This is a genomic window from Arthrobacter sp. V1I9, from assembly GCF_030817075.1.
In the GTDB taxonomy this organism is placed as follows: Bacteria; Actinomycetota; Actinomycetes; order Actinomycetales; family Micrococcaceae; genus Arthrobacter.
In genome coordinates this window covers 320,280-332,644 of record NZ_JAUSYU010000001.1, presented here as the reverse complement: position 1 = coordinate 332,644, position 12,365 = coordinate 320,280, and the positions used below count along the sequence as shown (strand labels likewise).

Genomic DNA, 12,365 nt, shown 5'->3' with positions numbered 1-12,365 from the left:
CCGATCTGCGTTGGCTTTACGGCAGGGGCGAGTTGCCGTGCCCGCCGATTGAGCTCGTCCCTAGCTTGGCTCCGGTGTCGATGATTGCCAGCATCGGTTCGCTCAGTCGCGCGCCCTGCACTCGGATTTGAGCGAAGCCGTTCTCGATTTCCTGGATGTCGGCGGCGGTCAGCTGGACTTGAAGCGAGTCCATGTTTTGCTCCATGTGGTCCTGGGTGGTCGGCCCTGGGATGGGCACGATAAACGGCTTGCGTTCCAGCAGCCAGGCAAGCGCGATCTGGCCAGGAGCTGCTTGATGACGGGCCCCGACCTGCTGCAGCAGTTCGACGACGGGCCAGTTTTTCCGGCGGGCCTCAGGGGTGAAGCGGGGCAGACCAGCCCTGAGGTCTGCGGTGCCGTGGACCATCATTGGGGTGACGGTGCCGGTCAGGTAACCCATTCCGAGTGGGCTCCAGGGCACGAACCCGATGCCGAGTTCTTCGCAGGCCGCGAGGGCTTCGAGTTCCGGGTCGCGGGTCCAGACGGAGTATTCGTTCTGCACTGCAGTGACCGGCTGCACTTTGTGGGCACGCCGGATGGTCGCGCCGCCTGCGGCGGACAGGCCGAAGTGGCGGATTTTGCCCTCGCGGATCAGATCCTGCACCGCTCCGGCCACCTCCTCGATGGGTACTGTGGGATCGACCCGGTGCTGATACTGGAGATCGATGTAGTCAGTCTTCAGCCGGCGGAGCTGTTCTTCGGTTACCCGCTTAATGTTCTCCGGGCGGCTGTTGAGTCCCTGAACTTCGCCCCTCTTGGTGATGTCGAACCCGAACTTGGTGGCGATGACCACCTCATCGCGCACCGGTTTCAGGGCCTTGCCGACGATCTCCTCGCCCAGGAACGGCCCGTAGACTTCGGCGATATCGAAGAACGTGACGCCACGATCGTAGGCGGCACGGATGATCCGGATTGCCTCCTCAAAGTCCGTCGGTGGGCCATACATCCCGGCGAAGTTCTGGCAGCCCATCCCCAGGGCGGAGACTTCCAGTGAGCCGAGCATGCGGCGGTCCGTACGCAACGGCGCTGAGCCCGTCCCGGAATTTTTTGTGCCCGTCTGTGCTTGGGCGGGAAGCGGCAGCAAAGAGGCTGCGGCTACTCCAAGGCCTGCGCCCAGCAGGCTACGGCGATTCATTGTCATGGTTCGTGTGTCCTTTCGAGAAAAATGCTGTTTTGGCTTCGGTTCAGCCCTGTTCGGTGGGCATGATCCAGAGCTCACCGATGGCGGTGTGCCAGGGGCGGGTGACCATGTAGGCGACGCCGTCGGCGATGTCCTGTGGCTCCAGGACCTGGAACCCGCCGAAATTGGCCTCGATGTCGGCGCGTACTTCGTCGCTGTTGTGGGAGTCGAGCTCGGTGGCGACCTTGCCCGGTTCGAGGACACCGACGCGGACGTGCGCCTGGGCCAGTTCTTGGCGGAGGGCTTCGCTGAACCCGTTGACCCCAAATTTGGTCATGTTGTAGACGCCCATGATGGGGAAAGCTGTGCGCCCTGCGATGGAGGAGATGTTGACGATGTCGGCGACCTGGCGGAGGTCCTCGCCGGCTGCTTTCTGCAGATAGGGCAGGGCCGCCTTCGTCATGTACAGCAGCCCTTGCTGGTTGATCGCGATCATTCGTTCGAAGTCATCGATGCCGGCTTCGGTGAAAGGCCCGAGGATCATCAGCCCGGCGTTGTTCACCAGGATGTCCAGCCGGCCGAATGCCTCGATGGTCTTGGTGACGGCGGCTTCTGCCTGAACACGGTTGGAGATGTCGGTTGGTACGGCCAGCGCTGTTCCGCCGGTTTTCTCAATTTCTGCAACGAGCTCATCCTGGCGGTCCTGACGGCGGGCGACAAGAGCGACGGAAGCTCCCTGGGCGGCGAGCTCAAGGGCGGTGGCGTGGCCGATGCCGCTGCTGGCACCGGTAACGATCGCGACGGTTCCGGTAAGTACGGAAGTCATAGCAGTGTCCTTTTCATATGGGGCCAATACGGGCTTGGCACTGATTCAGAAGAATTCGCAGGGTCTGGCGCTGAGGTCCTATTGGAGGAAGCGCTGTTGGGCGGGCACGGCGGTGCCCGCCCGTTGGCAGGAACAGTGCTGTCCGCCACGGTCCGAAGGGGTGTTAAGGGGCGTCTGTCGTTCCGTTTTGTAGGCTTTAGGCCACGCTCCGGTGACCCGTGGTTGGAGCAGGCGCAGGGGTCACCGGACCGGACATTGTCTATTCGTCGTCGTGGGCGAGTGATGAGGACAGTTCGCGGTAGGCGCTGGCCTGTTCGAGGAGCAGTTTTGCTTTGTCTTCTGCGGTCTGGACGGCGTCGGCGCCGGCGAGGAAACGCAGCGGCGGCTGTTCCTGGGCGGCGATCGTGATGAGGGCGGCGGCGAGTTTGGCCGGGTCCCCGCCCTGCTTGCCGTTCATGCCCTTCCAGGCCTCAATGGTGCCCTGGGTGCGCTGGTCGTAGTCCCCAATGGAGAGCTCGGGCCAGATCGTGGAGGCACCTTCGACGAGCAGTTCGGTGCGGAAGAAACCGGGGTTCACGATGGTGGTGTTGATGCCATAGGGCTCCAGGTCGTACCGGAGGGATTCCATCCAGCCCTCGGTCGCGAACTTCGAGGCGCAGTATGCAGCGACGAACTCCTGGCCGGTGAGCCCGGCGGTGGAGCTGAAGGTGATGATGTGGCCGCTGCGCTGGGCGCGCATGACCGGCAGCACAGCACGCGTCACGTTAAGGGGGCCGAAGAAGTTCGTTTCCATCTGCTGGCGGAACTGGTCCGGGCTGATGACTTCGAAGAACCCGGCGTAGAAGTTCCCGGCGTTGTTGACGAGCCTGTCGATACGGCCGAACCGCTTTACGGCCGCTTCAACTGCGGTCTTGGCAGCGATTTCGTCGGTGATGTCCAGGGATGCGGCGAGCAGGTTCTCGTGCTCCCCGAGAGCTTCGGTGACGCGGTGTGCTTCCCGGGCGGTGCCGACGACGGCATGACCCGCGTTCAGGGCAGCACGGGCGATGTCGATGCCCATTCCGCGGGCGGCGCCGGTGATGAACCAAACTTCCTGAGCAGTCATGGTGTTTCCTTTTCGTGTAGGTGACTGTCTTCAGTCAATATCGGCTGCAACGGGCGTAGGGAGTCCTCGCTGATCGGGTTAATGCTGGTGACCCCCTAACACCGGGTTTTGGGCGTAGCGTCAAAGGATGGACAGCGCCAACGAGATCCGTGAATTCCTGATGACCCGGCGGGCCAGGATCACCCCGGAACAAGCGGGCCTGCCCGTCTTCGGCTACCGCCAACGCCGCGTCAATGGCCTGCGACGGGAAGAGGTCGCCCTGCTGGCGGGAATGAGTACCGAGTACTACATCCGGCTTGAGCGCGGCAACGCCAAAGGCGTCTCCGAATCGGTCCTGGAGGGCATCAGCCAGGCCTTGAAGCTTGACGACGCCGAACGGGCCCACCTCTACGACCTGGTCCGCGCCGCCAACGAAGGAACACACACGGCACGCCGGCGCAGCCCCGCCCGGGCGCCACAGGTGCGACCCGGCGTGCAAAGAATGATCGACGCGATAACCGCCCTGCCCACCATCGTGCAGAGCGAACGGCTGGACCTCGTCGCCTCGAACCAGCTCGGAAGGGCGTTCTACTCAGAGATGTATGTCCAGCCGCAAAGACCAGCGAACTTCGGGCGGTTCATCTTCCTCGACCCCCGCTCCAGGGACTTCTATCGGGACTGGGACGACACTGCCCGGCAAACCGTAGCGCTCCTGCGCAGCGCCGCAGGCCGGGCACCCTACGACCGGAACCTCAGCGACCTCATCGGAGAACTGGCCACCCGCAGCGACGACTTCCGCGCACTCTGGGCCGCCCACGACGTACGGCTCCACCACTCCGCATCAAAACAAGTTCACCACCCCATCGTCGGAGACCTGGACCTGACCTTCGAACGACTGGAAATCGCCACCGACAAAGGCCTGTCCATCATCGCCTACACTGCCGAACCGGGCTCCACCTCGCACGACAGCCTCCAACTCCTCGCCCACTGGGCCGCAACCAACAACCCAATAACCCAGCACCAGAAGCCCGAGACGCGCTCAACAACCGCACCCGCCGACAACACCGAACGAAGCTGAACGAACGTAGGTGCGACCAATGCCAGTCCTCTTCCGGGGTCGCCAGCGGAACGAAGGGGGCGGACTCCCCAGGCAAACCTCTTTACTGGTACAGAAAAATAGTCGACGTTGAACTATTCGTGCCTCTGCACAACCGTGGACTTCTCAGGTCGGAGAACGGATCCACTGCACAACGTTGTCAGGTTACGGAACACCCAAACCTGACGGATAGGGCCTGGGATGCCCTTGCTTCTTTCCGTGGAGGCCCTTAGGACTCAACCTGACGGTATGAGGTTCGGCGCCCCGGTCGGATGCAGCGCTCTCCTGCTGGCGCGCCGTGCTTTGCCGCCGCCGCGGATGAAGGTTGACGGAAGGTCCATTATCGCCGTTACCGATACTGCAAATAGAAGTAGTTGCGGTATCTCCCGATCCAGTGGCGACCTTGACCGGAGCTGGCCGTACGCCCGAAAGTAGGCGTGATCTTGCGCTTGCTCGGTTTTGTATGCAGACTACGCGGGATCAACAATGTCCAGCGATTCGGTGGTTTCAGGGGCCCCGGGGAATTGAACCTGCTGGACATCAACAACGGGTGGCGTCGGCGGAAGCCTTGCCGAACGCATGCGGATAAGAGCGATGGCGGAAATAACGAACCAGGCGACATTCGTGACCACCGAGGGCCATGCCTCGTGAAAGGCCCCGTTGATGATGAAGGCGACCAACCACGCGGCGCGTTGCTGGTAGCTAGGGATCTTCGCGTCAGGTCACGTAGTTCCGGACCAGGTAGGGCCAGGGAAGGATCTCGGGACCGCATTCGCAGCCAACGCCCTAAAGGAACCGCACGATGCCTGCCGCGGGAGGACCTCACGTTTACCGGGGAACGGGACTTCCGGGGTTCGCGAATGACCACATCGGACGGGCATGCCGGCGTTGGTGCGGACAGGCTATGCGTCGAAATGGGTCCGGACCTTCGGGTCCTGTGACAGTGACGCGACCACTGATGCCGCGACTTCCCGAAGTTTGACGTTGCGGGTATTGGAAGCAATTTTCAGGATTCTCATGGCAGCATCCTGGCTGCAGCGGTTCTGCGCCATGATTGCCCCGGCGGCCAAGTCGATGACAGTACGTGATTCAAGTGTGGCTGTCAGATGGTTCTTGGCTTCGGCCAGCTGGCTGATCCGTACCGCGAGCCGGAGCGCCTTGGACGCGTGATACGCATAGGACTCGACTGTTTCGATGTCTTCCCCGCTGAATCCGTGGGAGCGGGTGGAGTACATGTTCAGGCCCGCTTCCGCTTCTCCCGCCAGGACCAGTGGTACCGACAGGCTTGAACCGACTTTTTCCACCAGTGCCGCTGCTGTGTAGTCGGGCCAGCGGTGTTCCCGGCGCATGTCGGGTATATGGATGACTGTTTCTTCACGGATGGCGGTCAGGCATGGCCCGTCGCCGGCGCGGTATTGGGTTTCGTCGAGCCTGACTGCGCCTTTTTCGCTGCTGGCCACCGTCACGGGTTTCTTTCGTTGCAACAAGGTGATGCTGCAGAACGCAACGGCAGGGTCCGAGAGTGTGAGAGCCGTGAAGTCAGCGAGTTCGTCCAGCATCACCTTTACGTCCCCGGTCTTCAGGACGAGGTCCTGCAGGTGGTCGACGAGCAGCTCTGGCTGCAATTGACGTGGTTCTTGGGCCATGACTGGCCTCATTCCTCTTTATGCCCAAACAACAACCCCTTGACAAGGGGGGACACTGGAGGACTTGCGAAGCCACACACGCGGCACTTCCTTGAGTATGCGCGCCCGAGCGTTGAATAGATAGTCCGCCCCTGTTGGCCATCATTTTCCACCGCACACCGCACACCGCCCGCGGTGAGGCAGACCCGGGAACGCTGGCATCACCACAAAGCGACTGAAGCGGTCCAAAAGACGGGCACCTAAGGGCGTCTGTCCTTCGCCGCCGTCCCTGCACAACCACCTGTCTGACAGGGAGCAGCCTGGGCGTATTGCAGGGAAAGTTCGGCAACGCGAAGTCGTTGCGAGGCCCTGAGGGACCGATGGACGAGGAAGGCATCTGGGACGGTCGGACCGCCTGTGATCGATAGGGGTCGCGTGTCGCCGGTCAGCGGGGAAGGAAGCGAAGGGGTGACGGGAGCCCCTCGACCCGGACGGGCAGCGTGTCGTCCCCCCGCAGCATGGCGCGGAGCAACCGCTGCTCCTCCCACCTGAGTGACACCAGCGCTTGGCTGCGCCGCAGCACTAGACCCCCGTTCGGGGCTCCGTACCGCTTCTGCAGATCCCCCAGCTCCTCGGCTCGCAGCAGCGCGACCGTGCTACCCTCAGCCGAGTCGATCAACCGGACCAGTGAGGAGGGGCCCGTCAAATCGGTCGCCACGACGCGCCGCTCGCTCTCGTCGAGGATTGTCTTCTGCGCCGCGCGGGTCACGACCAGCGGACGGGACGGCCCGTCCAGCAGTCTGGACAGCACGTCCGCCGCAGCGCCAGGGCGGCCCGTTCTCCGCGCCGCCGCTTGCATCCGCTGCAGGCGGCCCGGCTCGCGCAGCACCTCGTCGATCTTCCAGCCGATCGTCGCAGCGGTGTTACAGCGGACCGCCGCTCCCTGCTCGATCAGGTAGTCCCCGTTGCGAACCTCCTGTCCCGGGATGGGATTTACTAACACCATGGGCAGCCCTGCAGCCATGCACTCTGACGCCGACAACCCGCCCGGCTTGCCCACAAAGAGGTCGGCGCGGCGCAGCAACTGCGGCATCTCCGCCGTGAAGCCGAGCACGCGGTAGCGGTCGCCAGCGGGCGTCACCAGCTGCTCAATACGCTGGCGCAACGCGTTGTTGCGCCCGCACACGACCGTGGCCGTGAACGACGAGCGCATGTGCAGCGTTTGCCGCACGACCGAGACGGCATAGGTGCCGCCTGTCGCGCCTGCCGAGATCAGCAGCTTCGGGGGCTCGTTTGCATCGCGTGCGGGCGCGAGGTTCAGCTGTGTGGCGATCGGGATGCCCGTGGCCGCGACGCGGTCGGGAGGCACGCCGAACGCCATCAGCTCCACCTTCCCCTCTTCCCTGGCCAGGAAGAGCGCATGGAACGCGCCCGTAAGCCACAGGCCCTGGAAGTCGTAATCGGTCGTGACGACAGCGGTCCTCGCGTCTATCACGCCGCGAAGGAGCAGTAACGCCACCAGCTGGGCTGGCAGGAAGTGCGTGCATACGATCGCGGTCGGTCGGAACCGCTTGATCGCAGCGATGACCGGCAGGGCGTTTACCCGTGTCCAGGGGTCTATTGGGCCCCGGCGCCGGAACGGAGGGTCGCTGATGTCATAGCCCAACTCGACCAGCCACGGCGAGTTCTCGACCAGGACGAAGTAACCCTTTCCCAGCAGTGCGCGGTACAGCACGCTGCTCACCTGCAGCACGTCCAGCACCTGCACCTCGGCGACGTCGGCACGGGCGGCGGACGGCTGCTGCACCGCCGCGGCGGCGCTGTTGTGCCCGGATCCCACCCCTGCGGACAGGATAAGAACACGCTCTCCCGCAGCGGTGTCGGGGGCTCGTGCAGACGTCCTGTTCATGAAGAGAGACTAGACGACATGAACTGAAGTCAGGTTATGTCTGTCGGGCCGGACCATTATCGCCGGAGCGGTTCCGCTCCCGCCAGCGCCAGCCTAATGTTGTCTGGGTCCCGGTTGCCAGGAGGTGCGCTGACGGGTCTGTGCCCCGGCGGTGATCCCCAATATCCGGACTGTCAGGCTCTGGCAGGAAAGCTAAGGGCCGAGCCCTCTGTTCATAATGTCGGTAGGCTGCCATTGGCGGCTCCGTGGCCGGCATAGCCCTTAGTCCCTGGTGATGTAAGCGGATGTGCGCCACCTCAACGGCTATTGGGCGGTACGTGGAGTGCCTGGTGTGGTTACCGGTACCAGCCCACGGAGCGGTTGAAACTGGACACGAGGGCTCCTGTGCCTGGTGCGGTGCTCCCGAGCGCGGGAGAGTAGATGGCTGCGAACTCGGCGCCCTGTGCTTCGATTCGTGTCCTTGCCCAGGTTTTGGCGTCCTCGAGATCCTTTACGGGGATAGCTTCACGTGTGCGATTGCTGGCGCTGTGGTGGATGTCCAGCTGGTACCTTGCCGCTCGGGAAGATCTGGCTTGGCGTTCGTTACGCCTGCTGATCAGGACCCGGGCGGAGGCACGGAGAATGAAAGGCTCGCTCTGGACGCAGCCCCGGGACTGCTGCGCCAGCCGCAGGCCGGACACCACGCTCTCCGTGGTGTCTTGTTCGGTGACCCGGTAGGGGCGGTATTTTGCACCGCGGACGGTTTTTAGGTACTGCGTGAATTGATCGGCGCTGGACTGGCTGGAGTTCATGCACCCTCCCTGAGGGTAATCGCGGCGGATGCCGTTACGGCCAACACTAGACCCGTCCCCCTCTTTTGCGCCGGTGGTGCCCGAAAGGTTTTAGGCTGGCAAAAGCCCATGGCTCTGCCAACGATGGGCGGCGGAAGGGCAAGGACAAGTAATTCCCGCATGGAACAGGTCAGGCCCTCCCTCGGAGAACGGGTGCAGCAGTGTTCCTCAGTGGCAGGAGGTATACGCTTAGCCCAACTCGTGTAGGACTGCGATACCGCCGAACGCAGCTCTCGAGCGAGAGCGCCTTGGCCAATCGAAGGAAACATCGATGAAAGCGCTTGTCTATCACGGTCCCGGCAAAAAGGCATGGGAAGTTGTTCCCGATCCACGGATCCAGAAGCCGACCGACATCATCGTAAAGATCGACACAACCACCATTTGCGGCACGGACCTGCACATCCTCAAAGGTGATGTCCCCGCAGTCGAAAACGGCCGGATCCTCGGGCACGAGGGCGTCGGCACAATCACTGAGATTGGATCTGCGGTTACGGCTCTGGTGATCGGTGACCGCGTGATCCTTTCGTGCATCTCCGCCTGCGGGCATTGTGATTACTGCAAACAAGGAGTCTTCTCGCACTGTCTGGGAGACGAAGGGGCTTCCGGGATTGGTTGGATCCTCGGGCACCTTATTGACGGGACGCAGGCCGAGTTCGTCCGCGTCCCGTACGCAGAGACTTCCGTGCACAAAATCCCCAACGGCGTCAGCCCCCAAGAGGGAACCTTGCTCTCCGATATCCTCCCTACAGGCCACGAGATCGGTGTACGGAACGGGGCTGTCAAGCCCGGGGACGTCCTCGCGGTCGTCGGCGCCGGCCCGGTCGGGCTCGCCGCCATCACCACCGCCCGGCTGTACGGCCCCTCCCGGATCATCGCACTCGACATCGACCCCAACCGGGTCGAGCAGGCCAAACTTTTCGGAGCTACCGACAGCATCGTGTCAACAGATGCCGACTGGAAAGATCAGGTACTAGCCCTCACCGACGGCCTCGGCGTGGATGTTGCCATCGAAGCTGTGGGAATACCGGAGACCTTCACCATGGCCCTGGACATCGTCAGGCCCGCCGGTCACGTAGCCAACGCCGGCGTCCACGGCAAGGGGGTTAACCTCCCGCTGGACCGGCTCTGGATCTCGAACATCACCATCACCACCGGCCTGGTGAACACCAACACCACCGGCACACTGCTCAAGCTCGTCGCGCAAAAGAAGTTGCCCGTTGACCAGTTCGTCAGTCACACCTTCGACCTCAACGACATCGAAAAGGCATACGACACCTTTTCACGTGCCGCCGAAACCAAGGCGCTGAAAGTGATGCTCAACGCCTAAGCCCCACCGGCTCCTGTCCACAGTGGCTGAATGTGTTCACGACAGCGGATCACTCCTATGAAGGGACCAGTGTGACAGGCGAAAAAAAGACCGCCGTCCTCCAGGTGCAGACCGCAGTCCCGATCCTGGGGCTCTCCGCTGGTGACGTCGCCGCGCGCGTGAAAGCCGGTTCGACCAACCTTGTCCCCGATTTTTCCAGCCGGAGCCTCTGGGACATTTTCAGGGCCAATGTCCTGACTCTTTTCAATGGCATCGTTGCCGGGAGCTTTTTGTTGCTTCTCCTGCTCGGGCAGTGGCGTGATGCGCTGTTTGGTTTCGCTGCCGTCAGCAACGCCCTGATCGGTGTTGTCCAGGAATACCGGGCGAAGAAATCGCTCGACCGCCTTGCCGTCCTGAACTCCCCGCGGGCACGGGTGCTCCGGGGCGGTGTGGTGCAGGACATCGATGTCGAGGACGTTGTTCAAGACGATGTTCTGGTCCTCCGCGCCGGAGACCAGGTCGCCGCGGATGCGGTCGTGCTGGATGCAGAGGGACTTGAAATTGATGAGTCGCTGCTGACCGGGGAGTCAGACCCCGTGGGAAAAGGCGCAGGCACCGAAGTGCTGTCCGGTTCCAGTGTCGTCAGCGGCCAGGGCAGGGCAGCGGTTATCCGGGTGGGCGCAGAGTCCTTCGCAAGCCGCCTGACCGTGGAGGCCAAACGCTTCTCCTTGGTCCATTCCGAGATCCGTGCCGGCCTCAACAGGGTCCTGCGGTGGATCACCGTGGGACTATTGCCCATCATGGCCATCGTCATTAACGCCCAGATGCAGGGCCAGGGCGGATGGCAGAACGCCATCACCACCGGAAACTGGAGAGTCGGGGCCGTCGGCGCCGTCGCCAGCGTCATCGCTATGATTCCGTTGGGCCTGGTGCTGATGACAAGTGTCGCCTTCGCCGTGGGCGCCGTGCGGCTGGCACGTCAGAAAGTACTCATTCAGGAACTGGCTGCGGTGGAGGGGCTGGCCCGGGTCGATGTTTTATGCCTGGACAAGACCGGCACGCTCACTGTGGGCAAAATCATTTTCGACGCCTTCCACAACGTCGGCACCGTACCGCCGGCAGGGTGGAACCAGGTTCTTGGCTGGTTCGGAGCGGATCCGAACGCCAACGCCACCGCCCGGTGCCTCGCCGACGCATTTCCACACAGCGGTTCATTGCGTCCGCTCTCCTCCGTTCCATTTTCCTCTGCCAGAAAGTGGAGCGCAGTCACCTTCGCCACCGGCACTTTGGCAGAGGGGACATGGCTGCTCGGGGCACCCGAGATGGTCCTTGACCCGGAGACCGCCGGGGCCGGCCATGCCCTGGACCTCGCGGCCACACTTGCCACCACAGGTTTACGGACACTGGTTCTCGCGCACGCACCCGCCACGACCTGGGCTGGCAGCGAGGACCCGGTTCTTCCTGCCGCCCCCGTGCCCACCGCCCTGCTTACCTTTCGTGAAAAGGTTCGCCCCGACGCGGCGCAGACCCTGTCATATTTCAAGGATCAGGACGTCGGGCTGAGAATTATCTCCGGGGATGATCCCCGTACTGTCGCAGCGGTCGCGCGTGAAGTCGGTGTGCCCACCAACGGCGGATATGACGCCCGTCAGCTTCCCACCGACCCCGGTGAATTGGCTGAGGTGATGGAGCAGCACACCGTGTTCGGCCGGGTCACCCCTGCCCAGAAAAAGGACATGGTCCGGGCCCTGCAGGCGCGCGGGCACGTCGTGGCCATGACCGGGGATGGCGTCAACGATGCCCTTGCCCTGAAGGAAGCCGACATCGGCATCGCTATGGACTCAGCTGCGGCCGCAACAAAGGCGGTATCGCGGCTGGTGCTGCTGGACGGCCGATTCGACAGGCTCCCGGGAGTCGTAGCCGAAGGCCGGCAAGTGATTGCCAACATTGAACGCGTTTCCATGCTGTTCCTGACTAAGACCGCTTACGCAGTCATCTTGTCGATAACGTTCGGCGCTCTGCTGTGGGAGTTCCCGTTCCTGCCCCGTCAATTCTCGGCGACGGACGGCATCACCATAGGGATACCGGCATTCTTTCTGGCACTGATGCCGAACGCGCGCCGCTACGAGCCCGGCTTCCTGAAACGCTCGCTCTCCTTCGCTGTCCCCGCCGGGCTCATCACCGCCCTCGCCGTCCTGGCAATCAACACCTACTCCCGGCAGACCGGCTCGGACACCCCCGCCGCCCGGACCGGTTCAGTTCTCGTGCTGACACTGATTACCCTATGGGTACTGGTCGTTCTCTCGCGGCCGCTGAACAGCTGGCGGCTGGTCATTATCGGGGCCATGTACGCCGGCCTTATTCTCCTGCTGACCCTGCCCCTGCCCCAGGATTTCTTCGGTTTTGTGATGCTGGGGGAACATCACCTCACCGCATCTCTGGTAGCCGGTCTCCTCGGTGCCCTTGCCATCGAATTCCTGTTCCGGTTCCACCGCCGCGGCCTCCGTACCGGCTCCACTCCGGCTTAGGC

At 63.0% G+C, this 12,365-nt stretch carries 10 protein-coding genes; 3 read left to right on the top strand and 7 right to left on the bottom strand.

Annotated elements, in window-relative coordinates; translation table 11 throughout:
* Positions 1–16: 16 nt before the first annotated feature.
* From QFZ70_RS01535 to QFZ70_RS01525, 3 genes are all read right to left on the bottom strand, one after another.
* A complete protein-coding gene (locus tag QFZ70_RS01535; RefSeq protein ID WP_307093768.1) occupies positions 17–1,180 on the bottom strand; it encodes an aldo/keto reductase in 1,164 nt (387 codons plus the stop codon).
* Positions 1,181–1,223: 43 nt separating this feature from the next.
* Entirely contained in the window at positions 1,224–1,985 is a 762-nt protein-coding gene (locus tag QFZ70_RS01530) for an SDR family NAD(P)-dependent oxidoreductase (RefSeq protein WP_307093767.1), read from the bottom strand.
* A 259-nt stretch (positions 1,986–2,244) separates the two neighbouring features.
* Positions 2,245–3,090: an SDR family oxidoreductase gene (locus QFZ70_RS01525; protein WP_307093766.1), complete on the bottom strand. Its 846-nt coding sequence runs from the start codon at positions 3,088–3,090 to the stop codon at positions 2,245–2,247.
* A 127-nt stretch (positions 3,091–3,217) separates the two neighbouring features.
* On the opposite strand from QFZ70_RS01525, the gene QFZ70_RS01520 reads away from it, so the two are divergent.
* The gene (locus tag QFZ70_RS01520; protein ID WP_307093765.1) at positions 3,218–4,147 is read left to right on the top strand and encodes a helix-turn-helix transcriptional regulator; all 930 of its coding nucleotides are present in this window, start codon (positions 3,218–3,220) and stop codon (positions 4,145–4,147) included.
* A 488-nt stretch (positions 4,148–4,635) separates the two neighbouring features.
* On the opposite strand, the gene QFZ70_RS01515 is transcribed toward QFZ70_RS01520, so the two are convergent.
* The 4 genes from QFZ70_RS01515 to QFZ70_RS01500 form a co-directional block, all read right to left on the bottom strand.
* Positions 4,636–4,845, bottom strand: coding sequence for a hypothetical protein (locus QFZ70_RS01515; protein ID WP_307093764.1), 210 nt, complete (start codon positions 4,843–4,845; stop codon positions 4,636–4,638).
* A 222-nt stretch (positions 4,846–5,067) separates the two neighbouring features.
* Positions 5,068–5,811 (bottom strand): GAF and ANTAR domain-containing protein, encoded by a 744-nt coding sequence (locus tag QFZ70_RS01510; protein WP_307093763.1) that lies wholly within the window; start codon positions 5,809–5,811, stop codon positions 5,068–5,070.
* A gap of 424 nt (positions 5,812–6,235) precedes the next feature.
* Positions 6,236–7,699 carry a glycosyltransferase gene (locus QFZ70_RS01505; protein ID WP_307093762.1) on the bottom strand — a complete coding sequence of 488 codons (1,464 nt, stop codon included), beginning with the start codon at positions 7,697–7,699 and terminating at the stop codon, positions 6,236–6,238.
* Positions 7,700–8,034: 335 nt separating this feature from the next.
* Positions 8,035–8,490: a hypothetical protein gene (locus QFZ70_RS01500; RefSeq protein WP_307093761.1), complete on the bottom strand. Its 456-nt coding sequence runs from the start codon at positions 8,488–8,490 to the stop codon at positions 8,035–8,037.
* A 310-nt stretch (positions 8,491–8,800) separates the two neighbouring features.
* Here QFZ70_RS01500 and QFZ70_RS01495 point away from each other — a divergent pair, with 310 nt between their 5' ends.
* Together QFZ70_RS01495 and QFZ70_RS01490 are read left to right on the top strand one after the other, a co-directional pair.
* A complete protein-coding gene (locus QFZ70_RS01495; protein ID WP_307093760.1) occupies positions 8,801–9,856 on the top strand; it encodes a zinc-dependent alcohol dehydrogenase family protein in 1,056 nt (351 codons plus the stop codon).
* A 71-nt stretch (positions 9,857–9,927) separates the two neighbouring features.
* Positions 9,928–12,363 carry an HAD-IC family P-type ATPase gene (locus QFZ70_RS01490; protein ID WP_307093759.1) on the top strand — a complete coding sequence of 812 codons (2,436 nt, stop codon included), beginning with the start codon at positions 9,928–9,930 and terminating at the stop codon, positions 12,361–12,363.
* The last annotated feature ends 2 nt before the right edge of the window (positions 12,364–12,365 follow it).

What these genes read in the sequence shown, in the direction of transcription:
- QFZ70_RS01530 (WP_307093767.1), bottom strand. Translation starts at nt 1,985, where the DNA reads ATGACTTCCGTACTTACCGGAACCGTCGCGATCGTTACCGGTGCCAGC.
- QFZ70_RS01505 (WP_307093762.1), bottom strand. Translation starts at nt 7,699, where the DNA reads ATGAACAGGACGTCTGCACGAGCCCCCGACACCGCTGCGGGAGAGCGT.
- QFZ70_RS01510 (WP_307093763.1), bottom strand. Translation starts at nt 5,811, where the DNA reads ATGGCCCAAGAACCACGTCAATTGCAGCCAGAGCTGCTCGTCGACCAC.
- QFZ70_RS01495 (WP_307093760.1), top strand. Translation starts at nt 8,801, where the DNA reads ATGAAAGCGCTTGTCTATCACGGTCCCGGCAAAAAGGCATGGGAAGTT.
- QFZ70_RS01525 (WP_307093766.1), bottom strand. Translation starts at nt 3,090, where the DNA reads ATGACTGCTCAGGAAGTTTGGTTCATCACCGGCGCCGCCCGCGGAATG.
- QFZ70_RS01500 (WP_307093761.1), bottom strand. Translation starts at nt 8,490, where the DNA reads ATGAACTCCAGCCAGTCCAGCGCCGATCAATTCACGCAGTACCTAAAA.
- QFZ70_RS01520 (WP_307093765.1), top strand. Translation starts at nt 3,218, where the DNA reads ATGGACAGCGCCAACGAGATCCGTGAATTCCTGATGACCCGGCGGGCC.
- QFZ70_RS01535 (WP_307093768.1), bottom strand. Translation starts at nt 1,180, where the DNA reads ATGACAATGAATCGCCGTAGCCTGCTGGGCGCAGGCCTTGGAGTAGCC.